Genomic DNA, 23,600 nt, shown 5'->3' with positions numbered 1-23,600 from the left:
CCATGCAAATCGACAGCCTGCCCACCCCGTCCGCGCCCGCACTCGTTCCCGAATTATTGGTGTGCGAATTGTCCGCCAGCTTGGATTTTTACTGCTGCCTGTGCGGTTTTCACATTCTCTACCAACGTGCGGACGGGCATTTTGCCTATCTTCAGCGCGACAGTGCCGAACTGATGCTGGAGCAGGCGGGCGTTGCGCCCGATGTTGCGGCGGGCAAGCCGGATTATCCTTTCGGGCGCGGCATCAGTTTGCAAATCAGCGTGCGCGACATCGACACGCTGTATGCCCGTTTTGCCGCGCACCCTGCCCTGTTTTTGCCGATGGAAGAAAAATGGCATGCCACCGGCAACAACCAAACCGGCGTCAAACAATTTGTGGCACAAGACCCGGACGGCTACCTGCTGCGCTTTTCGCAAAGGCTCGGCATCCGCCCCGCCTGAAAACGGCAAAATCAAAACACCGCCATCGGGCGGTGTTTTTTTGTTGGCGGCGCATCACGCATCATCTTTTGAAATTTGTTTTGGATTTCCGCCGGCGCGGGAATGACGGTGCAGCATTTTTTCGGTTAATTGATGACACGCCCTACGGTTTGCGTTTCGCCCAATAATTCTTAACGATTTCATACGCCATCGGCAGCACCGACACCACAATAATCCCCAACACCACTTTGCCGAAATTGTCCTTAACAAACGGCAGGTTGCCGAAGCCGTAGCCGATATAGGTCAAACCCAGCACCCACGCCAACGCGCCGATGATGTTGTAGCGGATAAATTGCGCGTAATCCATCTTGCCCATGCCCGCCACAAACGGCGCAAACGTACGCACAATCGGCACAAACCGCGCCAAAATAATGGTTTTGCCGCCGTATTTTTCGTAAAAGGCATGGGTTTTGTGCAAATATTCGCGTTTGAAGATTTTGGAATCGGGCTTGGCAAACAGTTTTTCGCCGAAATATTTGCCGATGGCGAAATTCACCGCATCGCCGACAATCGCCGCCACCAGCAGCACCGCCACGATGATGTGGACGTTTAAGGCGCCGCCCGATGCCGCCGCCACCGCGCCCGCCGCAAACAGCAGCGAATCACCGGGCAGAAACGGCGTAACCACCAGCCCCGTTTCGCAAAACACAATGACAAACAAAATCACATACAGCCACACGCCGTATTGTGCCGACAGTGCCGCCAAGTGTTTGTCGATGTGCAGGATAAAATCCATCAGTTCGGCTATCATGTTGTTCCTTATTTTATTGGGTTTTGCGCCGCATCATCGGCTGCGGGTCGCGCCATAAATCGGCGATGTCGTGTTCAAAAATATCCAGATAGTCAAAATGTTCCTGCCGAAGCAGTAAGTCGCCCAAGCCGAAAAAGCTGTGTGCCAATGCAGCATAGGGAAAACCGATGGCGCAAACGCTTAAAAAATAAGCCGCCAATCCCATGCCTACTTCGCCGGTCTGCATCACCGCCACACCCGCCACCGCCAAAGGCAGCAACAACAACGCCAGCAGCCATTGGCGCGAGTTGAGCCAATACAGCATCGCCCACCCCACGCCGAACATTACAAGCGGCAAAACAATCCATTCAAACATGGTTTTCTTTCAGGCAGCCTGAAAATCAAACGCCCTGCTTCAAGCTGGCTTCAATAAAGCCGTCTAAATCGCCGTCCAACACGGCTTTGGTGTTGCCTACTTCGTAGCCGGTACGCAGGTCTTTAATCCGTGAAGAATCCAAGACATAGGAACGGATTTGGTGTCCCCAGCCCACATCGGACTTGCCGTCTTCCAAAGCCTGTTTTTCTTCGTTGCGCTTGCGCATTTCCAATTCAAACAGCTTGGATTTGAGCATGTCCATGGCGGCGGCGCGGTTTTCGTGTTGGGAACGGCTGTTTTGGCATTGCACCACGATGCCGGTTGGCTCGTGGGTGATGCGCACGGCGGAATCGGTTTTGTTGATGTGCTGTCCGCCCGCACCCGATGCGCGGTAGGTGTCGGTACGCAAATCGGCGGGGTTGATGGTGATTTCAAAGCTGTCGTCCACTTCGGGATAGACGAACACCGAGGCAAACGAAGTGTGGCGTTTGTTATTGGAATCAAAGGGCGAATGGCGCACCAAACGGTGAATGCCGGTTTCGGTACGCAGCAGCCCGTAGGCGTATTCGCCTTCCAGTTTGACGGTGGCGCGGTTGATGCCGGCGATTTCGCCTTCGTCTTCTTCCAAAATTTCTACTTTGAAGCCTTTGGCATCGGCATAACGCGAATACATGCGCAACAGCATGCCCGCCCAGTCTTCCGCTTCCGTGCCGCCCGCGCCGGCGGTGATGTCGATAAAGCAGTTGTTGCCGTCCGCAGGCTGGTTGAACATGCGTTTGAATTCCAAATCCGCCATTTTCGCTTCCAAATCCGCCACATCTGCCTGAATCGCGGCGAAGCCTTCGGCATCGTTTTCTTCCACCACCATTTCAATCAGTTCGCGGTTGTCGGCGATGCCGTTTTCAATCGCGTCCAGCGTCAGCACCACGCCTTCGAGCATTTTGCGTTCTTTGCCGATTTCTTGGGCGCGTTTGGGGTCGTTCCAGAGTTCGGGGTCTTCGGAAAGCCCGACCACTTCTTCCAAACGCTCTTTTTTGCCCTGATAATCCAGATAGTTGCGAATTTCTTGATTGCGTTGTGCCAAATCGTTCAAGGTGTTGTGTAATTGATTGACGATTTCGGTTTCCATAATTGCCGTGTTCATCAAAATTCCTTTTGCGGTAAAATCAGCTTTTATTCGGGCAGGACGTAACCCTGTCCCGAATCAGGACGACACATGGCATTGAGCTTTATGTGCAACCCTGTGTGTTGAAACAAAGAACAGGATTGTAGCGGATTTCAGGCAGCCTGAACACCGCAAAAAACCCGCCACAGGGCGGGTTGTCGGTGGGGCAAACGCGCTTTACTCGCCCGCTTGCTGCTCCACTTTGGTAACGAAGCCGATTTTCGCCAGCTTTGCGTCCCGTGCCGCATCCAGCACCTGCGCGACAAAATCGTAAGGCACTTCTTTGTCGGCGGAAATGGCGACAATGGTATCGGGTTTGTCTTTCGCCACTTCCATCAGGCTGCGCTTGACCGTGTCCAAGTCCACCGCATCTTGCGATTCCGCGCCCACGCGGTAGGCGCCGTCTTTGTCGATGGCGATGGTCAGGGGTTTGACGTCCTGCTTGGGCGGTTCGTCTTTTTTCTGCGAAGTAACGGGCAGTTCCAAAGGAATGGAATGCGTCAGCACGGGCATGGTAATCATAAACACAATCAGCAACACCAGCATCACGTCCACCAAGGGGGTTACGTTGATGTCTGCCATCGGGGTGTCTTCATCGCCGCCGTTTGTCGAAAACGCCATATCGCCTCCTTATTTTTTGTTTTTGCTGTTTTGCTGCTGTGCCTGACTTTTGTCGTTGAGCAGGTACAGGTGCATGTCGTGGGCAAAGCCGTGCATGTAGCGCGAGAAGGTTTTGTTGGCACGGGTGAAGTAGTTGTAACCCAACACGGCGGGAATCGCCACAAACAAGCCGAATGCCGTTGCCACCAACGCTTCGCCGATGGGCCCTGCTACGGCGGCAATGCTCATTTGTCCGCTTGCGGTGATGTTAATCAGGGCGTGGTAGATGCCCCACACGGTGCCGAGCAGCCCGATAAACGGGGCGGTTGCGCCCACCGATGCCAACACGCTCAAACCGCCGTCATAGCGGTTGAGGATTTTGCTCAGGCTGTGGCTGATTTCGCGTTCCAAAAATTGGTTTTTCGGCAGGCTGGCGGAAAGCATGGTTTGCTGGCTTTCGGCATAGCGGCGGTTGGCGGCAACGGCATCGACCACCAGTTCGCTGATGGGCGAGTCGTATTGTTTGGCATAGCTTTCCGCCAAATCGAGCGATTCGGCGCGGCGCACGGCTTCATAAGCCACGCGGCTGCTTTTGCGGGCATGGTGCATTTTGACGAAACGCCATGCAATCAAAACCCATGTGGCGGTGCTCATCAGCACCAGCAGCACCGATACGCCGATTAAAACGGGGTCGCCGCTTTTGAACATCAAACCTAAATTCATCACAATTCCTTTTATAAAAACAAAAATCTAAAAAACCCAACGGCATCACAGGGTGAAGTTGCAGGTGGTGTTGAACACGGTGCGCTGCGGTGCGCCGCCTTCGCTGTTGGGGCGGTAGCCGCCGCTTTTGACGGCGCGTTTGCATTCGCGCACCAAGCTGGGGTCGCGGGTGCTGCCGCCGATGACGTCCACATCGCTGACTTTGCCGCTTGCTTCCACTACAAATTTGACTTTCACCGAGCCTTCGATGCCTTCTGCTTCGGCTTGGGCGGGGTAGTTGAGCTTGGGCGGGCGGGTGTAGCCGCCGTTTACCGTGCCGCCGGAGGGCTTGCTGCCGGTATTGTTGGGGTTGCCTGCGGGTTTTTCGGGGTCGCCGCCGCGCTTGCCCGCACCGTTGCCGGGGGCTTTGCTGTTGGGGTCGCTGCCGCCGCCGCCGTCCGTGCGCCCTTGTCCGCCCGCGCTGCTGCGTCCGGCACCGGCTTCTTTGCCGCTTTTGCCTTGCGAACCGGCTTTGCCTTCGCCCACATCATCGCTGCGGCGCGGCGGGGCTTTGAGCCCTGCGGGCTTGTCGTCTGCGGCTTTGGCTTCAGGCTTTTGCTCCGGCTCGGCTTTTTTCGGCTCGGGCTTGGTTTCGGGGGCTTTTTTCTCCGGCTCGCTCGGTTTGGGTTTGGGCGGGTCGGGTTTGCGTTCGGGCTTTTTCGGGGGTTCGGTGTCGGGCTGGCGCAAATCGGCTTTCGCCTGTGCTTTTTCAACCGCTTTGATTTTCGGCTGTTCGACAGGTTTGGGCTTGGGTTCGGGCTTTTTCGGGGGGTCGGGTTTGCGCTCGGGCGGTTTGGGTTTGGGCGGAGGCGGCGGCGCGGCGGGGGGCGGGGCGGCATCGGCGGCGGCAGGTGCGCCGTCCGCGCCGTCGGCAAAGCCCGGCGCCGCGTCCAAATCCACAAAGGTCAGTTGTTCGGCTTCAACCGGCTTTTTCGGCGGCGCGGGCGACCACATCAGCGCGAGCAAGCCCGCATGCAGTGCGCCCACCGTCAAAACAATGCCGATTTTGATGGGGCGTTCGTGTCTCATGCGGACAATATAATGCAAACCATTACTATTTGCAAACTTTATCTTTCCCCCCGAATATGCCGTTTCCGGTTAAACTGTTTAAATTTTTGAAAATTCATCGGGCAAACCGGCGCGAAAAATGCCTTGTGCGTTTACAATTCTTTTCAAACGGCGCGCACGCTGCTATAGTTCGCCGCACGGCACACTTGTTCAAGGAGAAAAATCATGACCCTGATTCTGCCCCGCCCCGAAGTCGATGCGGACGGTTTGCTGGAATATTCGGTGGTGTACACCGACCGCGCCCTCAACCACATGTCGCACAAATTCCGCCACGCGCTCGCCGCCGTTTCGTCCGCGCTCAAATCGCTCTACCGCGCCGACTACTGCGCCGCCGTGCCGGGCAGCGGCACTTCGGGCATGGAAGCCGTTGCCCGCCAGTTGGCACGCGGACAAAAATGCCTGATTGTCCGCAACGGCTTGTTCAGCTTCCGTTGGACGCAGATTCTGGAACAGGGCAAGCTCGCCGCCGAAACCCGCGTGTGTGCCGCCCGCCCCGTTCACAACGGTGCAAACGCCCCGTTCGCCCCCGCCCCGATTGACGAAGTTTGCGCCCAAATCGCCGACTTCCGCCCCGCGCTCGTGTTTGCCCCGCATGTGGAAACCGCATCGGGCATGATGCTCCCCGACGACTACATCCGCCGTTTGGCAGACGCTGCCCACGCAGTCGGCGCACTGCTGGTCATCGATGCCATCGCTTCCGGCTGCATGTGGCTCGATATGCGCGGTTCGGGCATCGACATTTTGCTCTCCGCCCCGCAAAAAGGCTTGAGCGCCCCGCCCTGCTGCGGCTTGGTTCTGCTCAACGAAACGGCATACCAACGCGTTCAACACACCGATTCCGACAGCTTCGCCCTCGATTTGAAAAAATGGCTGGCGATTATGGCGGCGTTTGAAAACGGCGCACACGCCTACCACGCCACCCCGCCCACCGATGCACTCTACCGTTTGCATTTGGCACTGGAAGAAGCCGCACACACCGGCTTCGACACCCTGAAAGCCCGCCAAGCCGAATTGGGCGCGCGCGTCCGCGCCCTGTTGGCGCAACACGGCTTCGACAGCGTGGCGGCGGCGGGCTTTGAAGCACCGGGCGTGGTCGTTGCCTACACGGGCGGACGCGCCGACCTGCACAACGGCAGTGCCTTTGCCGCGCACGGCGTGCAAATTGCGGCGGGCGTTCCCCTGCAATGCGGCGAAAACGCAAATTTCCAAACCTTCCGCATCGGCTTGTTCGGCTTGGACAAACTGCACGACGTGGACGCTGCATACAACCGCTTCGCCGCCGCCCTTACCCAACTGTAACCGATTAAATTGAGGAGCCAGCATGCACACCATTCGCGCATTAAGCATCGTATTCGGCTTTTTGGCAATTGGCGAAGCGATTGTTTACTTTAGCGGATTGAAATTTCCGGGCAGCATCATCGGCATGTTTTTCCTGTTTGGCGCATTGCAGGCGGGCTGGGTGAAAGCGGCGTGGCTGATGCAGCTTGTGGACGTGCTGATGGCGAATCTTGCCCTGTTTCTCGTGCCGCCGTGCGTGGCGGTAATGAGTTATCTGGACTTGGTGGCGAAAGATTTGTTGTCCATCGCCGTTGCCACGCTCATCAGCACCTTTGCCGTGATGTTCGTTACCGGCAAAACCCACGAATGGTTGCGGAAACGTTGATATGGACATGCTCAAACACCCCGTTGTTTTGCTGTGGCTCACGATTACCGTGTATTGGGCGGCAAACCTGCTGCGCGTGCGCACGGGCAGCGTGCTGTTTAATCCCGTTGTGGTCAGCACCATTGCCGTCATCAGCTACTTAAAAGCCTGCGGCATTGATTATCCCGTTTACCACGAAACGGCGGAGCTGATTGATTTTTGGTTAAAACCTGCCGTAGTCGGCTTGGCGGTACCGCTTTATCTGAACTGGGAAAAAATCCGCAAACAATGGCTGCCGATTGTATTGTCGCAGGGCGCGGGCAGCATCACCGGCATCGTAACTGCCGTGTGGATTGCCAAACTGATGGGCGCGGAACGCGAAGTGGTGTTGAGTTTGGCGGCGAAATCCGTTACCAACCCGATTGCGATTGAGATTACCAAATCCATCGGCGGCATTCCCGCGATTACCGCCGCCACCGTCATTGCGGCGGGCATGGTCGGGCAGATGGTCGGCTACCGCATGATGACGATGAGTACCGTGCGCAAACCGATGTCGCAAGGCATGTCTATGGGCTCGGCATCGCACGCGATGGGGATTGCCGCTTCGCTGGAAAAAAGCAAAAAATTCGCCGCCTATGCCAGCTTGGGTTTGATTTTTAACGGCGTTTTGACGGCGATGCTGGTTCCCGTGTTGTTGCCTTTGATGGGGATTTGAAACGAACATGCCGTCATTTTCACACCATTCTTTACGATTTCTATCGCATAGGATTCAAAGGGATATAGCGGTGATGAAATTTATCTACATGAAAAGTTATTTCATTAAAAGCATTTTGTATCCCCACTTTGTGAATAGGATGACTATATTGATACACCTTTACCCCATGATGATGATTTTGAAAGAAACGTCCTTCAGGGTCAATCATAAGATATGATTGTGTCATTTCGTCATTATTTTCCGAACTAATAATTGACCTAAACGCTTGGTGATTGAGTAAAAAAGTTTCAAACTGTTGATTACTTACACTTAAATTATTTGTTATGATGGGCAACATCTTAAAAATCTTCCATTTTTGTGGATTTGCCTTGTGAATAAAATCATTCATATCCTCTTGAAAATTATATTCATTAACCACTGTATTAATTTTTATACCAATATTCGGCGCATAAGTACGAATTGCATTAATATATTGAAGAATCATACTTGCTTTAAATACCTCCCGATTTGAACCACGACCAATTGCCACATTGGTTTGTTCATGGATAGAATCTACACTAAATCCTATTTGCACAAATGACTCTGATATGATATTGACCCAGTCTTGATTTAGTAAACTACCATTTGTAATTAACGACAATAATAAACCGCTTTGACGTGCACAATGAATAATTTCCCTTATGGCTTCGGGATATAACAAGGGTTCACCACCCACCAAATTTAAACGTATATATTTAAAACAAGTTCCGAAATTCTCATTCAATATTTCCAATAATTTTGGAATCTCTCTTATAAGAATCCCAATATTCAAAGGGTTGTGAATTAATTCGCGTTCATTACCCTCCCATTTTGCAAAACAGTAACGGCAATTATAATTACATGCTTCTGTAATATGCCAATTAACCACCAGTTCATCCATTGTCAATTCCTTATTTAAAATCTTTTTATAATTTGGGTTTATACGACAACCCAATCTATACTTGCCAGACATACGATATCTGCATTAGGATATTCCATCTTGTTCCTACTTCACTTTACAAGCTGATAACCATTTATGCTTTAAGAATATTGCACAAACAATAATGGCAATATCACGATATGTCTTTGATTAAAACGTTCAATGAAAAACGTAGATTCGTACCCCATTCTTTTAAATTGAACTTTATAAGTCCAAATATCTCATTAAAAGATATGTAAGTCAAGACAGAGATGCGACAAGATGCAGGTTTTGCCAACTGTTTTCAAATAACGCTTATGCCGGACTTTTCTATCATCAACCGCCAAATCGGAAAAAGCATTGCCAAACGCCGCCAGCAAGCAGGCTTCACGCAAGAGCAAGTTGCTGAAAAACTTGGCATCGGCTATGTGGCAGTGTCGCGCATGGAACGTGGTTTGGTGATGCCTACCGTTGCCCGTTTGTATCAGCTTGCCGAACTGTTTGGCTGTTCCAGTGCCGATTTATTGGATGAAAACAGCCCGCTTGCAGATGACCAAGCCCGCCGCTTATGCCATTTATTCAATCAATTGCAAGAACACGACCGCAAACTGCTTGGCGATATTTTTCAGATTTTGAGCGAGCGTTTGCGCGAACCATAAAAAAATCTGCTTGAAACGCGGCTTGTTTCAAGCAGATTTTTTGATTAATTAAAGGTGAAAAATCATATTCGCCAATTGCCACGCCGCCCATGCCGCCACCGTCAGCCCTGCTGCCAAGCGCACGCCGCTCCGTTGCAATACGCCGCGCAGTTGTGCCGCAAACACACCCGCCGCCAGCAGGTTGGGCAGCGTACCCAAGCCGAATGCCAGCAGATATGCCGCGCCCGTTCCCGCCGAGCCGCTTCCCAAGGCGTACAGCGCGGCGTTGTACACCAAGCCGCAGGGCAGCCAGCCCCACAACAGCCCCACCGCCACACAACCCGCCGCCGAACGGACGGGCAGCAGACGGTTCAACACGGGATTGAGCCGCCGCCACACCGGTTTGCCGATGCCTTCCAGCCGCGCCGCAAGCTGCGACACGCCCGCCAGATACAAACCCGTCAATAACAGCAAGCCGTTGGCAAGCAGCATCAACAGCGTTTGCACGCGGCGGGTGTCGTCCAGCAGCATGCCCGCTTGCGACACCGCGCCGATGGCGGCACCCGCGCCAACATAGCTGACAATTCTGCCAAAATTCAACAGAATAATCAGCCTGATGCGTCCGACATTTGGCGGCAGTTGCAGGGCAAACGCACTGCTCAAACCGCCGCACATGCCGATGCAGTGCGTTCCGCCGAAAAAACCCAGCAGAAACAAGGTCAGCAGCGTGATTTCACCGTGCATCAGTGTTGGCTGTCCAGCCAGCGTTCCGCGTCCAAAGCGGCTTGGCAGCCCGATGCCGCGCTGGTGATGGCTTGGCGGTAAACATGGTCTTTCACATCGCCCGCCGCCCACACGCCGTCAATATTGGTCGCGCCCACATCCGCACCCGTGCCGCCGCGCGTTTTCAGGTAGCCCGTTTCGTCCATCTCCAGTTGTCCTTGAAAAATATCGGTATTCGGTTTATGACCGATGGCGATAAACACGCCCTGCACCGCCAATTCTTCGCGGCCGCCGTCCGCCAACTTCAGGCGCACGGCGTTTACACCCGCATCGTCGCCCAAAATTTCGTCCACTTCGGCATTGAGTTTTAAGGCGATTTTGCCTTCTTCCACGCGGCGCATCAGTTTGTCCACCATGATTTTTTCGGCGCGGAAAGTGTCGCGGCGGTGGATTAAGGTAACTTTGGCGGCGATGTTGGCGAGATACAGGGCTTCCTCCACCGCCGTGTTGCCGCCGCCGACCACGGCAACTTCTTGATTTTTATAAAAGAAGCCATCGCAAGTGGCACAGGCGGACACGCCGCGCCCCGCAAACGCCTCTTCGCTGGGCAAACCCAAATATTTCGCCGATGCGCCCGTTGCCACAATCAGCGCATCGCAGGTGTATTCGCCCGCATCGCCCGTGAGCGCAAACGGGCGCTTGTGCAAATCCACTGTGTGAATTTCATCAAAAATCAGCTCCGTACCAAAACGCTCGGCGTGCGCCTGAAAACGCGCCATCAGCTCGGGGCCTTGCACGCCGTCGGCATCGGCGGGCCAATTTTCCACATCGGTGGTGGACATCAACTGCCCACCCTGCGCCAAGCCGGTAATCAGCGCGGGTTGCAGATTGGCACGGGCGGCGTAAACGGCGGCGGTATAACCGGCGGGGCCCGAACCCAGAATAATCAATTTGTGGTGGCTCATGCCAACAGCCTTTCATGGCAAAACAAAACGGCTAGTATAACAAAAAACCGCCCGAAAGTTCGGGCGGCGCGACCGTGTCAAACCGTCAAAATCAAAGCTGCTGCAAAGCGGCGATGCGGTTGTCCAAGCTCGGGTGGGTGCTCCAAATCGAATCCTTTTCCGCCGCAGAAATGCCCATCGCCGCCATCTCGTTAGGCAAATCGCTGCCATGCCCCTGCAAACGCTGCAAAGCCGCAATCATCTTCGGCGCACCGACCAGCTTCGCCGCACCCGCATCGGCACGGTACTCGCGCTGACGGCTGAACCACATCGTAATCAGGCTTGCCAAAAAGCCGAACAAAATCTGCAACACGATGTTTACCGCAAAATACACCAAGCCCCCGCCCTGCGCCTGCTCCTCGCCCTCATCACTCTGATTCAAAAAGCCCGACACGAACTGCGCGATAATCTGCGCGAAAAACACCACAAACGTATTGACCACGCCCTGAATCAAGGTCAGCGTAACCATATCGCCGTTGCCGATGTGCGCCATCTCGTGCGCCAGCACCGCTTCCACCTCATCGCGGGTCATGCCCGACAGCAAGCCCGTACTCACCGCCACCAAAGAATTGTTTTTGCTTGCGCCTGTGGCAAAAGCGTTCATTTCGGGCGAATCGTAAATCGCCACTTCGGGCGTTTTCAGATTCCATTGCCGCGCCTGATTTTCCACCGTTTGCACCAACCATGCTTCGGTTTCGTTGGCGGGCTGCTCGATGACTTGCGCGTCCACCGATTTTTTCGCCAACCACTTGGACATCAGCAGCGACATAATCGAACCGGTAAAGCCGATGACCGCCGCCCCCGCCAACACCCCGCCCAGCGAAGTGGCCTTATTCAGCCCGAAAATGTTGAAAATGATGGTGATGACCGCCAAAACGGCAATATTGGTTGCCAAAAATAAGAAAATACGTTTCACTCGTTATCCCCTGTGATTTGTGTTAAACAAAAAACGTCCTTGCGGACAGGGGCGATTATCGCAAAAAATCCGCGAAAGAAAAGGCTTTCAACCGCAAACTTATGCAAATGCGCCCGCACCCGTCCGCTTCTTTTCCTTTGCGCGGCGCGGCACGGGCTTGTACAATCGCGCTTTTGCTCAAAACTTCCGGAACGGGACGATGTTGATTGTGCGTAATTTGGCGTATTGGCTGATTTTGTCGGTCAGCGCGATACTGATGTTTGTCTGTGTGGTGCCTGCCATGCTGTTTCCGCAAGGCCCGAACAAGGTCGGGCGCGGTTGGGCTTTGCTGCTGATGTGGTCGCTCAAGCACATCATCGGGCTGAAATACGAGGTGCAGGGGCGCGAACACATTCCCAAACAGGCGGCGATTATCTGTGCCAAGCACCAAAGCGGCTGGGAAACGCTGGCATTGCAGGAAATTTTCCCCCTGCAAATTTATGTGGCAAAAAAGGAGTTGTTTAAAATTCCGTTTTTCGGCTGGGGCTTGAAGCTGGCAAAAACCATCGGCATCGACCGCAAAGCGGGCGCGAAAGCCACCACGCAGTTGATGGAACAGGGCTTGGCACGCAAGCGGGAGGGCTTTTGGATTACCATTTTTCCCGAAGGCACGCGGGTAAAGGCGGGTGAGCGCGGCAAATACAAATTGGGCGCGGCAAAGATGGCAAAGCTGTTGGAAATGGATTTGGTGCCGGTCGCCCACAACAGTGGCGAGTATTGGCCGCGCAATTCGTTTTTGAAATATCCGGGTACGGTACGGGTGGTCATCGGCGAACCCGTGCCGCACACGGCGGGCAATGAGGCGGAGCTGATGCGCCGTTGCGAAGAGTGGATTGAGGCGCGTCAGGCGGAAATCGGCGGGGTCGGGCCGTGCTATTCCGCACCCGCGCCGCGTGATGCCGCATAGGGTGTTTTCCACTATAATGTCCGCACTCTCCCCCATTTCCGTTTCAGAAAGCGCGATACTATGGACAAATTGAAAATCACCGGCAACGGCGCACTCTACGGCGACATCACCGTTTCCGGCGCGAAAAACGCCGCCCTGCCCCTGATGTGTGCGGGACTGCTCACCGCCGACACCCTGCGTTTGAGCAACGTCCCCATGCTCGCCGATGTCAAAACCACCCACAAACTGCTGGAGGGCATGGGCGCAAGCGTGTCCACAGACGGCGTCAGCACCTTTGACATCAACGGCAGCAGCATCAACAACACCTGCGCCCCCTACGAATTGGTACGCACCATGCGCGCGTCCATTTTGGTGCTGGGCCCCACGCTGGCGCGTTTCGGCGAAGCGCAAGTGAGTTTGCCGGGCGGTTGCGCCATCGGTGCGCGGCCGGTTGAGCAGCACCTGAAAGGCTTGGAAGCGATGGGCGCGGTGATTACGCAGGAACACGGCTATGTGAAAGCCACCGGCAAACTCAAGGGCGCGCGCGTGATTATGGACATGGTTACGGTGGGCGGCACGGAAAACCTGCTGATGGCGGCGACTTTAGCGGAAGGCACCACCGTGTTGGAAAACTGCGCCGTTGAGCCGGAAGTGGTGGATTTGGCGGAATGCTTGGTGAAAATGGGCGCAAAAATTGACGGCATCGGCACGGCCACCATGACCATCGAGGGCGTGGACAAACTGCACGGCTGCGAACACAGCGTGGTTCCCGACCGCATTGAAGCGGGAACGTTTTTGTGCGCGGTGGCAATGGCGGGCGGCAAAGTTACCCTGCACCGCGCCGCACCGCACACCATGGAAGCCGTGTTGGACAAACTGCGCGAAGCGGGCGCGAACATTCACGCCGAAGCCGACCGCATCACCATTGAAATGACGCGCCGCCCCAAAGCCGTCAATCTGCGCACCGTGCCGCACCCCGGTTTTCCCACCGACATGCAGGCGCAATTCGTTGCCCTGAACGCGGTGGCGGAGGGCAACAGCAAAGTGGTTGAAACCATTTTTGAAAACCGCTTTATGCACGTTCCCGAGCTGAACCGCATGGGTGCGGATATTTCCGCCGAAGGCAATACCGCCGTGATTTGCGGCGTGGAAAAATTGTCGGGCGCAACGGTGATGGCAACCGATTTACGCGCTTCCGCCAGCTTGGTGATTGCGGGCTTGGTGGCGGACGGCATCACCACCGTAGAGCAGATTTACCACCTTGACCGTGGCTACGAACACATCGAGAAAAAACTCGGCGGCGTGGGCGCGAAAATTGAACGTGTTTCAGAATAGGAAAACAATCATGACCTTGATTATTGAAGATTTGACTGTCGGCGATGGCGCGGAAGCCGTGAAAGGCAAGGACATCACCGTTCACTACACGGGCTGGCTGACGGACGGCACGAAATTTGATTCCAGCCTCGACCGCCGCCAACCGCTCACCATCACGCTGGGCGCGGGGCAGGTGATTCGCGGTTGGGACGAGGGCTTTGCGGGCATGAAAGCGGGCGGCAAACGCAAGCTGACCATTCCGCCCGAAATGGGCTACGGCGCACGCGGCGCGGGCGGGGTGATTCCGCCGAATGCCACGCTGGTGTTTGAAGTGGAATTGCTGCGCGTTTCCGAATAAACAACAAGGGTTTGCCGTTTTGTGCAAACCCTTTTTCCGCTTCAATGGCAGCCCAAATTCCGCGCCACCGCATCAAAGCTGCGGTTCAAATCGGTGCAGGCAGCTTCATCGGGCTGCTCGTGCGCCAATTCTTCCCGCGCCTCGTCCAACATTGCCAGCAGCGCATCGCGGTTTTCGTTTTGCGAAAAACACTGCTCGGCACGGCGGAAATAACGCTCGCAAGCGGGCGCAAGCGCAGGCAATGCCAAATTGTTTTCCGCATCAACGGACAAAGCTGCGGACGCTGCCGATGCCGCCGCCGCCACTTCCGATGCGCTCACCTCCGCCATCGCCTGACGGCTGCTGGACAAAATGTCCTGCTCCTGCGGGCTGTTGAAAATCTGCGCCGCAATCGGCGATGAAGCGGCGGCGGCGGCAAAATCTTCGCCCGATGCGCGGCTTGGCGCGGCAGAAGCAAGCTGCTCGGACGTTTCGGAAGAACACGCCGCCAACAAACCCACCGCCAACGGCACAAACCATTTTATCTGTTTCATAAACCATTTCCCTTTATCATCAACGATAAAGAGCCTGTATCAGAACAAAGCGCGTACCGCCGCGCCAATATCGGGCGCACGCATCAGCGTTTCGCCAATCAAAAAAGTATGCACGCCATGCCCGCGCATCAACGCCACATCATCACGACAGGCAATGCCGCTTTCGGTGATGACGATGTGGTCGCGCAGATGGGGCAACAGCTTGACGGTTTGCTGCAAATCCACTTGAAACGTCCGCAAATTGCGGTTGTTCACCCCGCGCAGGGGCGTGTGCAGCGCCGCACAGCGTTCCGCTTCCGCCTCATCGTGCAGCTCCAACAGCACCGCCATGCCCAAATCGTGCGCCACCTGCTCGAAACGGCGCAATTGTGCCGTGTCCAGCGCCGCCGCAATCAGCAAAACCGCGTCCGCGCCCCACGCCCGCGCCTGAAAAAGCTGATATTCGTCAATGATAAAGTCCTTGCGCAACACGGGCAAGGCACACGCCGCACGCGCCTGCTGCAAATATTCGGGCGCACCTTGAAAAAACGGCGCATCGGTCAGCACCGACAAACACGCCGCGCCCGCCGCTTCGTATTCACGCGCATGCTCGGCAGGCGCAAAATTCGCCCGAATCAGCCCTTTGGACGGACTGGCTTTTTTGATTTCGGCAATCAGCGCGGCATCACCACGCGCATGTTTGGCACGGACGGCGGCAATAAAATCACGCGGCGGTGCGGCGGCTTCGGCTTGGCGGCGCAGCGCATCCAAAGGCAAAACCGCTTTGGCGGCAGCCACTTCCCGTGCTTTTTCGGCAAGGATTTTTTGCAGAATATCGGACATATCAACCCATTGATTTAAAAGTAAGGCTGCCTGAAAAATCAGGCAGCCCGTTGAGACAATGCTGCGTGTCAGTCGCCCTGACGGCGCAACATGGCAGGGATTTCAAAATCGTCCAGCACCGACTGGCTGGAGAAGTCAGCCGCCACCAGATTCACGCTGCGGGTGTTGCGGCCGGAACGAATCACGCCTTCCATACCGGGCAGCATGTCCGCCACGCTGTTGGACGCTTGCGATGCGGCGGCACGTTCGCGGTTGCTGCCGCCCGCACCGCGCAAACCGCCGCCGCCGCGATGGGTCAGCACATCGGCACTGCGCTCGGAATTTTCGCGCAAACCGGTGGCGATAATGGTCACGCGAATGGCTTCTTCGGGCATGTTCATGTCTTCCGCCGTACCGAATTTCAGCTCGGCATCGGGCGAGGCATATTCGCCCACCACAGACATAATTTCTTGATATTCGTCCAAAATCAGGCAATCGGGCGCGGTGGTAATGTTCACCAGCACGCCTTTGGCACCGCTCAGGCTGATGTCGTCCAGCAAAGGGCTGGAAATCGCCTGTTCCACTGCGATGCGGGCGCGGTCGGAGCCTTTGGATTCGCCGATGCCCATCATCGCCATGCCGATGATGCTCATCATGTTTTTTACGTCCGCAAAGTCCAGATTGATGAAGCCAGGGCAGGTAACGATTTCGGAAATGCCCGCCACGCCGTTACGCAACACATTGTTGGCGGCGCGGAAGGCTTCGCGCACGGTTGTGCCTTTACCCAATGCTGCCAAGAGTTTATCATTCGGCACGACAATCAGCGAATCCACGTGGTTTTTCAACTGCTCGATGCCTTGCTGCGCCACCACGCCGCGTTTGCCTTCGTGTTTGAACGGGCGGGTAACCACGGCAACGGTGAGAATGCCGAGTTCTTTGGCAATTTCGGCGATGACGGGGGCTGCGCCCGTGCCGGTGCCGCCGCCCATGCCGGTGGTGATGAACAGCATGTCCGCGCCGCTAATGGCTTTGACAATCGCTTCGCGGTCTTCCATCGCCGCCGCACGACCCACTTCGGGGTTCGCGCCCGCGCCCAAGCCGCGTGTGAGGCTTGCGCCCAATTGGATTTTGTTCGGCGCCATATTGTCCATCAACGATTGGGCATCGGTGTTGGCACTGATGTATTCTACACCCTGAATCGGGTTTTCAATCATATTGTTAATTGCATTACAGCCACCGCCGCCTACGCCGATAACTTTAATGACTGCCGGGCCGGTGGGGGCTTCGACAAAGTTATAAATCGGTTTTTCCATTTCAGTAAAAACTCCTCATACCCTCGGCGGGGCATGTAAAGACAAATTTAAAATTAAAAATATGCGCTAATTATAAAGAAGTCTCGGCATATTGGCAAAAAGACTTCTGCCTGACCCCGTACGGCGTGGTGTTTCACAACAGTTTGCCGCAAACGGTTTACAGGGTGCGGTTAATCCATTCTTTGATGCGGGCAAACAGGCTCGGCTGCGGCTGTTCGTAGCGGTCTTGCTGGTAGCGCGGCGGGCTGACGGGCGGTTCGGGGTCGAACAGGGGGTCGCCGGTAACGGGCTTGGGCGCGGGAATCGGTTTGCGGGTGGACACCACCGAACGCACGCGCGGATTGCGTTCGTGCTGCTCTTTGGCTGCCTGAAGCAGACCGATGACGGTGGAATAGCGCGGATTGCGCACGCGCTCCGACAAGCCCGGCATTTCCGGCGGCACGCCGATGCGCACGGGCAGGTTGAACACGTCTTCCGCCAGCTCCACCATGCCGCGCAGCAGCGATGCGCCGCCGGTCAGCACGATGCCGGAAGTGAGCACTTCTTCGGGGAAGCCGGAACGGCGCAATTCGTTGAGCGTGAGCTCCAAAATTTCTTCCACACGCGGCTGAATCACGCTGGCGAGTACGCGGCGGGAAATTTGGCGCGAGCGGCGGTCGCCCACGCTGGGCACTTCCACCATATCGTCCAAGCCTTCGATGTTTGCCAGTGCCACGCCGTAATGCACTTTGATGTATTCGGCGGAGCTGGACGGGGTACGCAGCGCGTGTGCCAAATCGCGGGTAATCAAGTCGCCCGCCACGGGAATCACGGCGGTATGGCGGATTGCGCCGTTGGTATACACGGCGATGTCGGTGGTGCCGCCGCCGATGTCCACCACGCACACGCCCAATTCTTTTTCGTCTTCGGTCAGCACCGCATCGGCACTTGCCAAGGGCTGAAGCATGATGTCGTCCACCACCAGCCCGCAACGCTGCACGCATTTTTGAATGTTTTGCATGGCGGTAACCGCGCCCGTGATGATGTGGACGCGGGTGTCCAGACGGATGCCGCTCATACCGATGGGCTCGCGCACACCGGGCTGGTTGTCGATGATGTACTCCTGCACCACCGTGTGCAAAACCTGATGGTCGGGCGGAATATTGACGGCTTTGGACGTTTCTTTGGCGCGGTCGATGTCGGCTTGGGTAACTTCGCCGTCTTTAATCCGCACCACGCCTTGCGAATTGAGGCTGCGGATGTGGTTGCCGGCAATGCCGGTAATTAAGCCGGTTACTTTGCAATCGGCCATGTGTTCTGCTTCCGACATCGCCTGTTTGATGGCCTGTGCGGTGGCATCGATATTGGTTACCATGCCCGCTTTCAGGCCGCGCGAGGGGGCTTGTCCGATGCCGACAATATGGATTTCGTCGTCTATCAACTCGCCGATTAGGGCGATTACCTTAGACGTGCCGATATCCAGCGCACTGATATATTGTTTGCTTTCAGCCATTTTTATTCATCTCGGTTAATTGGGTAAATCATCTGAATCCGGTTTGGGAGCTTCCTCTCCGGCCCTGTCGGCAGCCAAAGCCATTTCAAGCGCTTCGGTCGCATTGCTGGCGGTACGCGAACGGTTGCGCGTGGCAAAACCGTCGGGATAGCGCATGTCCACATAATCCAACTGCAAAGCCTTTTCCCGCAAAGAATGCTGCCATGCGCTGACAAAGCGGTTCATGCGGGTATTGACTTCCTGTTTGCCCAAACGCAGCTCGATGCCGTTGTCGAGCATCATCGACCACGATGAGCGCGGGGTATATTGTAAACGCAGAATCTGCAAACGCAAAGGCTTTAACTCGTTTGAAAAACTTTTATATTGGGAAACCATCTGCGGCTGGTCTTCGGCGGCGCCGTCAAATTCGGGCAGTGGCGCATCGTAATCTGCCTGAAAAATTTGTCCGTCCGCATCGACCAAGCCTGCCGGCTGACCCTGCCGCATCCACCGCGCCACAGGTTCGTGTTCTTTCACGGTAACGGTGATGGTGTTGGAGGCGGTGCGCTCGATTTTGACATCGCTCACCCATGTAAAATGCCGCGCCGCTTCCTGTGCCGCGTCCAAGTCCACATAGAACGAGCTGCCACTCAAATGCGGTTTGACCGCGTCAAACAGTTTTTGTTTGTCCACATATTTGAGCGGTTCGCCCTGATGCACGCTGACCAAATCGATGGTGGCGATGTGAAAATAGCTGTGGTGGGTAATCCAGCGCACGCCCGCACCCACCAAAAACACCCCCACCAAGCCGTAGAGTGCTTTGAGCATGATGCTGCCTGCCGAATTTTCCTGATTATTCATCAACATTCCTTTTCGGTGCGCCCTGTGCCGCGTTTACCGGCATCACGGTGTCCGCCCGCCAAGCGGTCGGGACGACACGTCCGCTTGCGCCCGATGTGCGGCTTTTTAATTTGAAACGTAAGCGGTTTGTAAAATTTTAACACATAAATCGGCAAAACCGATGCCGCATTGCGCGGCGGCTTTGGGAATCAGGCTGTGGCTTGTCATGCCGGGCAGGGTGTTGGCTTCCAAAACGTACAACGCGCCGTCCGCGCCGCGCAAAAAGTCCACGCGCCCGCAGTTGCCGCCGCCGCCAATTGCCGCAAACGCCCGCAATGCCAACGCCCGCATGTGCGCTTCCTGTTCGGGCGGCAAATCGGACGGGCATTGGTAGACGGTGTCATCGCGCAAATATTTGGCTTCGTAGTCGTAAAACTCGGTTTGCGGAATGATTTTCACGCTCGGCAGCGCTTCGCCCGCCAACACGCCGCAGGTGTATTCGCCGCCGGAAACAAATTGTTCCGCCAAAATTTCGCCGTGCAGTTTTTCATCGCGCAACTGTTTGTAAATTTGTGCCAATTCGCCCGCCTGTTTGACTTTGTGCACGCCCACGCTGCTGCCTTCGGCGGCGGGTTTGACAAACAGGGGCAAGCCCAATTGCGCTTCTACGGCGGCAAAATCGCTGTCGTCATGCAGCACGGCATACGGCGGCACGGGCAGACCGAGCGCCTGCCAAATCAGTTTGCAACGGTATTTGTCCATGCCCAGCGCGGAGGCGAGTACGCCGCAACCGGTGTAGCGCACGCCCAGCGCGTCCAAGGCGCCTTGTACCGTGCCGTCTTCGCCGTAGGTGCCGTGCAAAATATTAAACGCAATATCAAATCCTTGCGTTTTCAGTTCGCCCAAATCGCGCTCGGCGGGGTCAAACAGGCGTGCGTCGATGCCTTTGCTTTTGAGTGCGTCCAACACCGCCGCGCCGCTTGCCAGCGACACTTCGCGCTCGGCGGAAAATCCGCCCGCCAACACCGCTACTTTGCCAAAGTTTTGCATGATAATGTTTTCTTTCAAAATATTTCTCAGGCAGCCTGCGCCGCCAAATCCGCCAATGCCTGTGCGGTGCGGTTGATGCTGCCCGCGCCCATCGTCAGCACCACGTCGCCGTCTTGCAACACGTTCAGCAGCACGGCGGGCAGTTCGTTCACGTCTTCGCAGTAAATCGGTTCGACCTTGCCCGACACGCGCAGGGCGCGCGCCAAGGCGCGGCTGTCGGCGGCGACAATCGGTTCTTCGCCCGCCGAATAGACTTCGGTCAGCACCACGCTGTCGGCGCCGCCCAATACCTGCACGAAATCTTCAAACAAATCACGGGTGCGCGTGTAGCGGTGCGGCTGGAACGCCAGCACCAGGCGGTTGTCGGGATACGCGCCGCGCGCGGCGGCAAGCGTGGCGGCCATTTCTACGGGGTGGTGTCCGTAATCGTCAATAATCAGGGCTTTGCCGCCTTCAGGCAGCCTGATTTCGCCGTAGCTTTGGAAACGCCGTCCCACGCCGCCGAAGTTCGCCAAACCTTCCTGCACCGCCGCCACGCTGGCGCCGCATTCCAAGGCGATGCCGATGCTCGCCAGCGCGTTGAGGACGTTGTGGCGGCCGGGCAGGTTCAGGCGCACGGGAAATTCGTGTACGCCGTGTTTGTGGCGGGCGCGCACGTCAAAAGTCATTTGTGCGCCGTCCGTTTGCAGATTGCTGGCGGAAAGGTCGGCGCTGTCGTCATCAATATTGTAGGTGGCGAAGGGTTTTTTGATTTTCGGCACGACGGCGCGGACGTGTTCGCTGTCGGTACACAAAAACGCCTTGCCGTAGAAAGGCATACGGTGGACAAAATCCACAAACGCCTGATGCAGTTTGTCGATGCTGTGGCCGTAGGTGTCCATGTGGTCGGTGTCGATATTGGTAATCACCGACATCACCGGCGACAAATACAGAAAAGACGCATCGCTTTCATCGGCTTCGGCAACGATGTATTGCCCTTTGCCCAGCTTGGCGTTGGTGCCGGCGGCGGTGAGTTTGCCGCCAATCACGAAAGTCGGGTCAAGCCCTGCCGCGCCGAGAATGGACGCGGTCAGGCTGGTGGTGGTGGTTTTGCCGTGCGTACCGGCGATGGCGATGCCGTCCCGAAAACGCATCAGTTCCGCCAACATCATGGCGCGGGGAATCACGGGAATGTGTTGCGCCAACGCCGCTTCCACTTCGGGATTGTCGGGCTTGACGGCGGTGGAAGTAACCACCACGTCTGCGCCGTTGACATGTTCGGCGGTGTGGCCGGGAAACACGCGCACGCCCAAAGCGTCCAAATGACGGGTTACCGCGCTTTGCGCTTGGTCGGAACCGGAAACCTGAAAACCGAGCGTGTGCAGCACTTCGGCAATGCCGCACATGCCCGAACCGCCGATGCCGACAAAATGGATGTTGTTTACTCTGTTTTTCATGGGTTTGCTACTTTTTCGCGTTCAGGCAGCCTGTTTGCGCCAAAAAGCCGATATTTTAAAGGGCTTACGCCGCTTGCGCCATGCTTTTTTATCACTATTTTGCCGATGCCTGTTTTTATGCGGTTTTCACGGGGGCGGGCTTGGCGTTAAAATGACGGTTTGGATTGTTTTTCAGGCAGCCTGAACATGTTGGTACTCGGCATTGAATCTTCCTGCGATGAAACCGGCATCGCGCTCTACTGCACGCGGCGCGGCCTGCTCGCCCACGCCCTGCACACGCAAATGGCGATGCACGCCGAATACGGCGGCGTCGTTCCCGAGCTGGCAAGCCGCGACCACATCCGCCGCCTTGTTCCGCTCACGCAAAGCTGCCTGAAAGACGCGGGCGCGGATTTTGCCGACATCGACGCCGTTGCCTACACGCAAGGGCCCGGCTTGGGCGGCGCTCTGCTGGCGGGCGCGTCCTACGCCAACGCGCTGGCGTTTGCGCTGGACAAACCCGTGTTGCCGCTTCACCACTTGGAAGGACATCTGCTCTCGCCCCTGCTGACGGACGAAGGCGTGGATTTTCCCTTTGTCGCACTGCTGGTTTCGGGCGGACACACGCAATTTATGGCGGTGCACGGCGTGGGCGACTATGTCCTGCTCGGCGAAACGGTGGACGATGCGGCGGGCGAAGCCTTTGACAAAACGGCAAAACTGCTCGGGCTGCCCTATCCGGGCGGCGCGAAACTGTCGGAACTGGCGGAACTCGGCACACCCGATGCCTACCGTTTCCCGCGCCCCATGCTGCATTCGGGCGACCTGAACATGAGTTTTTCCGGACTGAAAACCGCCGTTTTGACGGCGGTGGAAAAAGCCCGTGCCGAACACGGCGGCAGCCTGCCCGAATCCGTCCGCAACGACATCTGCCGCGCCTTTCAAGATGCGGTGGCGGACGTACTCGCCGCCAAAGCCGCAGCCGCGTTGCGGCAAACGGGCTTGCGCACGCTGGTGGTGGCGGGCGGCGTGGGCGCGAACCGGCAGCTCCGCCAACGCCTGTGTGCGCTGACCATCGGCAAAGAAGCCGTGCAAACCTTTTTCCCGCCGCCCGCGCTCTGCACCGACAACGGCGCGATGATGGCGTTTGCGGGGGCGATGCGTTTGCGGCACGGCGTTCAGGCAGCCGCGCCTGCGGGGGCGTTTACCGTGCGCCCGCGTTGGCCGCTCGCCCAATTGTCGCCATAAACCCCACCGACACCGCCCCATCGGGGCGGTTTTTTTGCGACTGCCCCGTTTCCGCCACAAACGATGCCCCCGCCCGCACCGGCATGCGGCAACAGAAAAAATTTATGATAAAATCAAACAAGTTGCACCCCGAAAACCTGTCCCGCCCTTTGGCAGCGCAGATGTTCCGTGCCGCACAGGTTTGCCCTTTCACATTTTTAAAGGAAAGCACCATGTTTCAACGCACAGGACTGCACATCAAGCACAGCCCGATGCCTTGCCCCGATGGTTCGGACGGAATAACGCCCCGCCCGAATGAAGCTGATTTTACCGCCGCCAACGGCGGGGTTTCACACCGAAAAGGAATCTTGATGAACATACGACAAACCCTGTTGTTTGGGGCATTGCTGCTCGGCATCGGCGCTTGCGGCAGCGACAATATGCCCTTAAGCAGCGACACCTACCCCGCCCACCAAGTCAATAGCAACGGCGGTAAAAAACCAAGCACCGCATCATCAAATGCGGGCAACAACGGTTCGCAACCCAACAATCCGCCAAACACGGGCAGCAACAACGGTTCACAGCCCAACAATCCCCC

General features: G+C 56.4%; 27 protein-coding genes. 10 read left to right on the top strand and 17 right to left on the bottom strand.

Annotated elements, in window-relative coordinates; genetic code table 11:
• The first annotated feature begins 2 nt into the window (after positions 1-2).
• Positions 3-440, top strand: coding sequence for a bleomycin resistance protein (locus tag G392_RS0110485; protein WP_051255699.1), 438 nt, complete (start codon positions 3-5; stop codon positions 438-440).
• A gap of 142 nt (positions 441-582) precedes the next feature.
• On the opposite strand, the gene G392_RS0110480 is transcribed toward G392_RS0110485, so the two are convergent.
• The 6 genes from G392_RS0110480 to G392_RS14320 all read right to left on the bottom strand — a co-directional run bounded on the left by G392_RS0110480 (position 583) and on the right by G392_RS14320 (position 5,141).
• Positions 583-1,230, bottom strand: coding sequence for a DedA family protein (locus G392_RS0110480; RefSeq protein WP_027010168.1), 648 nt, complete (start codon positions 1,228-1,230; stop codon positions 583-585).
• A 13-nt stretch (positions 1,231-1,243) separates the two neighbouring features.
• A complete protein-coding gene (locus G392_RS0110475) occupies positions 1,244-1,585 on the bottom strand; it encodes a hypothetical protein (protein WP_027010167.1) in 342 nt (113 codons plus the stop codon).
• Between the two features lie 25 nt (positions 1,586-1,610).
• Positions 1,611-2,714: a peptide chain release factor 2 gene (gene prfB, locus G392_RS0110470; protein ID WP_027010166.1), complete on the bottom strand. Its 1,104-nt coding sequence runs from the start codon at positions 2,712-2,714 to the stop codon at positions 1,611-1,613.
• A gap of 213 nt (positions 2,715-2,927) precedes the next feature.
• Positions 2,928-3,371 carry an ExbD/TolR family protein gene (locus G392_RS0110465; RefSeq protein ID WP_027010165.1) on the bottom strand — a complete coding sequence of 148 codons (444 nt, stop codon included), beginning with the start codon at positions 3,369-3,371 and terminating at the stop codon, positions 2,928-2,930.
• A gap of 9 nt (positions 3,372-3,380) precedes the next feature.
• Positions 3,381-4,073, bottom strand: coding sequence for a MotA/TolQ/ExbB proton channel family protein (locus G392_RS12835; RefSeq protein WP_051255698.1), 693 nt, complete (start codon positions 4,071-4,073; stop codon positions 3,381-3,383).
• A gap of 45 nt (positions 4,074-4,118) precedes the next feature.
• A complete protein-coding gene (locus G392_RS14320) occupies positions 4,119-5,141 on the bottom strand; it encodes an energy transducer TonB (RefSeq protein ID WP_051255697.1) in 1,023 nt (340 codons plus the stop codon).
• Positions 5,142-5,345: 204 nt separating this feature from the next.
• On the opposite strand from G392_RS14320, the gene G392_RS0110450 reads away from it, so the two are divergent.
• The 3 genes from G392_RS0110450 to G392_RS0110440 are packed head-to-tail and all read left to right on the top strand — an operon-like array spanning position 5,346 to position 7,537.
• A complete protein-coding gene (locus tag G392_RS0110450) occupies positions 5,346-6,479 on the top strand; it encodes an aminotransferase class V-fold PLP-dependent enzyme (protein ID WP_034335205.1) in 1,134 nt (377 codons plus the stop codon).
• 22 nt (positions 6,480-6,501) lie between these two features.
• Entirely contained in the window at positions 6,502-6,843 is a 342-nt protein-coding gene (locus G392_RS0110445; protein ID WP_027010163.1) for a CidA/LrgA family protein, read from the top strand.
• A 1-nt stretch (position 6,844) separates the two neighbouring features.
• Positions 6,845-7,537, top strand: a complete 693-nt coding sequence (locus tag G392_RS0110440) for an LrgB family protein (protein ID WP_027010162.1) — start codon at positions 6,845-6,847, stop codon at positions 7,535-7,537.
• A 40-nt stretch (positions 7,538-7,577) separates the two neighbouring features.
• Here the strand turns inward: G392_RS0110440 and G392_RS13400 are convergent, their stop codons facing one another.
• On the bottom strand, positions 7,578-8,456 hold the full coding sequence (locus G392_RS13400) for a viperin family antiviral radical SAM protein (RefSeq protein ID WP_084165985.1): 879 nt from the start codon (positions 8,454-8,456) through the stop codon (positions 7,578-7,580).
• Positions 8,457-8,791: 335 nt separating this feature from the next.
• Between G392_RS13400 and G392_RS0110425 the strand changes: the two genes are divergently transcribed.
• A complete protein-coding gene (locus tag G392_RS0110425) occupies positions 8,792-9,133 on the top strand; it encodes a helix-turn-helix domain-containing protein (RefSeq protein WP_027010161.1) in 342 nt (113 codons plus the stop codon).
• Positions 9,134-9,181: 48 nt separating this feature from the next.
• On the opposite strand, the gene G392_RS0110420 is transcribed toward G392_RS0110425, so the two are convergent.
• From G392_RS0110420 to htpX, 3 genes are all read right to left on the bottom strand, one after another.
• Positions 9,182-9,856, bottom strand: coding sequence for a sulfite exporter TauE/SafE family protein (locus G392_RS0110420; RefSeq protein WP_027010160.1), 675 nt, complete (start codon positions 9,854-9,856; stop codon positions 9,182-9,184).
• On the bottom strand, positions 9,856-10,800 hold the full coding sequence (gene trxB, locus G392_RS0110415; protein ID WP_027010159.1) for a thioredoxin-disulfide reductase: 945 nt from the start codon (positions 10,798-10,800) through the stop codon (positions 9,856-9,858). The genes G392_RS0110420 and trxB overlap by 1 nt, the downstream gene beginning before the upstream one ends.
• Positions 10,801-10,891: 91 nt before the next feature.
• Positions 10,892-11,755 (bottom strand): protease HtpX, encoded by an 864-nt coding sequence (gene htpX, locus G392_RS0110410; protein WP_027010158.1) that lies wholly within the window; start codon positions 11,753-11,755, stop codon positions 10,892-10,894.
• A gap of 199 nt (positions 11,756-11,954) precedes the next feature.
• Here htpX and G392_RS0110405 point away from each other — a divergent pair, with 199 nt between their 5' ends.
• The 3 genes from G392_RS0110405 to G392_RS0110395 are packed head-to-tail and all read left to right on the top strand — an operon-like array spanning position 11,955 to position 14,352.
• Positions 11,955-12,701 (top strand): lysophospholipid acyltransferase family protein, encoded by a 747-nt coding sequence (locus G392_RS0110405; RefSeq protein WP_027010157.1) that lies wholly within the window; start codon positions 11,955-11,957, stop codon positions 12,699-12,701.
• Between the two features lie 60 nt (positions 12,702-12,761).
• A complete protein-coding gene (gene murA, locus G392_RS0110400; RefSeq protein ID WP_027010156.1) occupies positions 12,762-14,015 on the top strand; it encodes a UDP-N-acetylglucosamine 1-carboxyvinyltransferase in 1,254 nt (417 codons plus the stop codon).
• A gap of 7 nt (positions 14,016-14,022) precedes the next feature.
• The gene (locus tag G392_RS0110395; RefSeq protein WP_027010155.1) at positions 14,023-14,352 is read left to right on the top strand and encodes an FKBP-type peptidyl-prolyl cis-trans isomerase; all 330 of its coding nucleotides are present in this window, start codon (positions 14,023-14,025) and stop codon (positions 14,350-14,352) included.
• 41 nt (positions 14,353-14,393) lie between these two features.
• Here the strand turns inward: G392_RS0110395 and G392_RS0110390 are convergent, their stop codons facing one another.
• The 7 genes from G392_RS0110390 to murC all read right to left on the bottom strand — a co-directional run bounded on the left by G392_RS0110390 (position 14,394) and on the right by murC (position 21,796).
• On the bottom strand, positions 14,394-14,885 hold the full coding sequence (locus tag G392_RS0110390; protein ID WP_027010154.1) for a hypothetical protein: 492 nt from the start codon (positions 14,883-14,885) through the stop codon (positions 14,394-14,396).
• Positions 14,886-14,924: 39 nt separating this feature from the next.
• Entirely contained in the window at positions 14,925-15,707 is a 783-nt protein-coding gene (gene trpC, locus G392_RS0110385) for an indole-3-glycerol phosphate synthase TrpC (RefSeq protein WP_027010153.1), read from the bottom strand.
• 68 nt (positions 15,708-15,775) lie between these two features.
• Positions 15,776-16,999: a cell division protein FtsZ gene (ftsZ, locus tag G392_RS0110380; RefSeq protein ID WP_027010152.1), complete on the bottom strand. Its 1,224-nt coding sequence runs from the start codon at positions 16,997-16,999 to the stop codon at positions 15,776-15,778.
• A gap of 157 nt (positions 17,000-17,156) precedes the next feature.
• On the bottom strand, positions 17,157-18,491 hold the full coding sequence (ftsA, locus tag G392_RS0110375) for a cell division protein FtsA (RefSeq protein WP_027010151.1): 1,335 nt from the start codon (positions 18,489-18,491) through the stop codon (positions 17,157-17,159).
• Positions 18,492-18,506: 15 nt separating this feature from the next.
• On the bottom strand, positions 18,507-19,331 hold the full coding sequence (locus tag G392_RS12820) for a cell division protein FtsQ/DivIB (protein ID WP_051255696.1): 825 nt from the start codon (positions 19,329-19,331) through the stop codon (positions 18,507-18,509).
• 105 nt (positions 19,332-19,436) lie between these two features.
• The gene (locus tag G392_RS0110365; protein ID WP_027010150.1) at positions 19,437-20,360 is read right to left on the bottom strand and encodes a D-alanine--D-alanine ligase; all 924 of its coding nucleotides are present in this window, start codon (positions 20,358-20,360) and stop codon (positions 19,437-19,439) included.
• A 26-nt stretch (positions 20,361-20,386) separates the two neighbouring features.
• Entirely contained in the window at positions 20,387-21,796 is a 1,410-nt protein-coding gene (murC, locus tag G392_RS0110360; RefSeq protein ID WP_027010149.1) for a UDP-N-acetylmuramate--L-alanine ligase, read from the bottom strand.
• 186 nt (positions 21,797-21,982) lie between these two features.
• Between murC and tsaD the strand changes: the two genes are divergently transcribed.
• On the top strand, positions 21,983-23,023 hold the full coding sequence (gene tsaD, locus G392_RS0110355; RefSeq protein WP_027010148.1) for a tRNA (adenosine(37)-N6)-threonylcarbamoyltransferase complex transferase subunit TsaD: 1,041 nt from the start codon (positions 21,983-21,985) through the stop codon (positions 23,021-23,023).
• Positions 23,024-23,373: 350 nt separating this feature from the next.
• The coding region (locus G392_RS13990) for a hypothetical protein (protein WP_211224370.1) at positions 23,374-23,600 on the top strand (227 nt) is incomplete at its 3' end.

The sequence above is a fragment of the Conchiformibius kuhniae DSM 17694 genome (assembly GCF_000428785.1).
Classification (GTDB): Bacteria; Pseudomonadota; Gammaproteobacteria; order Burkholderiales; family Neisseriaceae; genus Conchiformibius; species Conchiformibius kuhniae.
The sequence above is the reverse complement of the archived record's forward strand: the minus strand, read 5'-3'. Positions and strand labels throughout refer to the sequence as shown.

What these genes read in the sequence shown, in the direction of transcription:
- G392_RS14320 (WP_051255697.1), bottom strand. Translation starts at nt 5,141, where the DNA reads ATGAGACACGAACGCCCCATCAAAATCGGCATTGTTTTGACGGTGGGC.
- G392_RS12820 (WP_051255696.1), bottom strand. Translation starts at nt 19,331, where the DNA reads ATGAATAATCAGGAAAATTCGGCAGGCAGCATCATGCTCAAAGCACTC.
- G392_RS0110390 (WP_027010154.1), bottom strand. Translation starts at nt 14,885, where the DNA reads ATGAAACAGATAAAATGGTTTGTGCCGTTGGCGGTGGGTTTGTTGGCG.
- tsaD (WP_027010148.1), top strand. Translation starts at nt 21,983, where the DNA reads ATGTTGGTACTCGGCATTGAATCTTCCTGCGATGAAACCGGCATCGCG.
- murA (WP_027010156.1), top strand. Translation starts at nt 12,762, where the DNA reads ATGGACAAATTGAAAATCACCGGCAACGGCGCACTCTACGGCGACATC.
- ftsA (WP_027010151.1), bottom strand. Translation starts at nt 18,491, where the DNA reads ATGGCTGAAAGCAAACAATATATCAGTGCGCTGGATATCGGCACGTCT.
- G392_RS0110365 (WP_027010150.1), bottom strand. Translation starts at nt 20,360, where the DNA reads ATGCAAAACTTTGGCAAAGTAGCGGTGTTGGCGGGCGGATTTTCCGCC.
- G392_RS0110485 (WP_051255699.1), top strand. Translation starts at nt 3, where the DNA reads ATGCAAATCGACAGCCTGCCCACCCCGTCCGCGCCCGCACTCGTTCCC.
- trxB (WP_027010159.1), bottom strand. Translation starts at nt 10,800, where the DNA reads ATGAGCCACCACAAATTGATTATTCTGGGTTCGGGCCCCGCCGGTTAT.
- G392_RS0110440 (WP_027010162.1), top strand. Translation starts at nt 6,845, where the DNA reads ATGGACATGCTCAAACACCCCGTTGTTTTGCTGTGGCTCACGATTACC.
- G392_RS0110445 (WP_027010163.1), top strand. Translation starts at nt 6,502, where the DNA reads ATGCACACCATTCGCGCATTAAGCATCGTATTCGGCTTTTTGGCAATT.
- murC (WP_027010149.1), bottom strand. Translation starts at nt 21,796, where the DNA reads ATGAAAAACAGAGTAAACAACATCCATTTTGTCGGCATCGGCGGTTCG.
- G392_RS0110405 (WP_027010157.1), top strand. Translation starts at nt 11,955, where the DNA reads ATGTTGATTGTGCGTAATTTGGCGTATTGGCTGATTTTGTCGGTCAGC.
- trpC (WP_027010153.1), bottom strand. Translation starts at nt 15,707, where the DNA reads ATGTCCGATATTCTGCAAAAAATCCTTGCCGAAAAAGCACGGGAAGTG.
- G392_RS0110465 (WP_027010165.1), bottom strand. Translation starts at nt 3,371, where the DNA reads ATGGCGTTTTCGACAAACGGCGGCGATGAAGACACCCCGATGGCAGAC.
- G392_RS0110475 (WP_027010167.1), bottom strand. Translation starts at nt 1,585, where the DNA reads ATGTTTGAATGGATTGTTTTGCCGCTTGTAATGTTCGGCGTGGGGTGG.
- G392_RS0110480 (WP_027010168.1), bottom strand. Translation starts at nt 1,230, where the DNA reads ATGATAGCCGAACTGATGGATTTTATCCTGCACATCGACAAACACTTG.
- G392_RS0110450 (WP_034335205.1), top strand. Translation starts at nt 5,346, where the DNA reads ATGACCCTGATTCTGCCCCGCCCCGAAGTCGATGCGGACGGTTTGCTG.
- G392_RS13400 (WP_084165985.1), bottom strand. Translation starts at nt 8,456, where the DNA reads ATGGATGAACTGGTGGTTAATTGGCATATTACAGAAGCATGTAATTAT.
- G392_RS0110420 (WP_027010160.1), bottom strand. Translation starts at nt 9,856, where the DNA reads ATGCACGGTGAAATCACGCTGCTGACCTTGTTTCTGCTGGGTTTTTTC.
- prfB (WP_027010166.1), bottom strand. Translation starts at nt 2,714, where the DNA reads ATGGAAACCGAAATCGTCAATCAATTACACAACACCTTGAACGATTTG.
- ftsZ (WP_027010152.1), bottom strand. Translation starts at nt 16,999, where the DNA reads ATGGAAAAACCGATTTATAACTTTGTCGAAGCCCCCACCGGCCCGGCA.
- G392_RS12835 (WP_051255698.1), bottom strand. Translation starts at nt 4,073, where the DNA reads ATGAATTTAGGTTTGATGTTCAAAAGCGGCGACCCCGTTTTAATCGGC.
- G392_RS0110425 (WP_027010161.1), top strand. Translation starts at nt 8,792, where the DNA reads ATGCCGGACTTTTCTATCATCAACCGCCAAATCGGAAAAAGCATTGCC.